Raw genomic sequence first — 332 nt, forward strand, 5'->3', positions numbered from 1 at the left:
GAGTTTTGAACAATTTATTTCAGACTCAATTCTACTAATCTGTTAATGAATTAATGTAACCTCGTCAGCTACATTAAACTGTGATAAATCACAGAGGTTAATAAATCAGTCAACAGACTGTTTCACTAAGCTCTATAATCTTTAACTTCGTTAAGCCCCATCCTATGTGTGCCTGCGCACAGCATAGCTGTTTGCTTAAATTTCAAGGAAAAGCGTTGCTTTTCTGTTCTTGAAATTTGGTGGAGACTAGGAGAGTCGAACTCCTGACCTCCTGCGTGCAAAGCAGGCGCTCTACCAACTAAGCTAAGTCCCCAGCTTATCATTGTGAATTC

At 39.5% G+C, this 332-nt stretch carries 1 tRNA gene; it reads right to left on the bottom strand.

Annotated elements, in window-relative coordinates:
- Window positions 1-237 precede the first annotated feature (237 nt).
- A tRNA-Ala gene (locus MMO38_RS16590) sits at window positions 238-313 on the bottom strand.
- Between the last annotated feature and the right edge of the window lie 19 nt (window positions 314-332).

Origin of the sequence: Acinetobacter sp. NIPH 1852, from assembly GCF_022549455.1 — a bacterium.
GTDB lineage: Bacteria > Pseudomonadota > Gammaproteobacteria > Pseudomonadales > Moraxellaceae > Acinetobacter.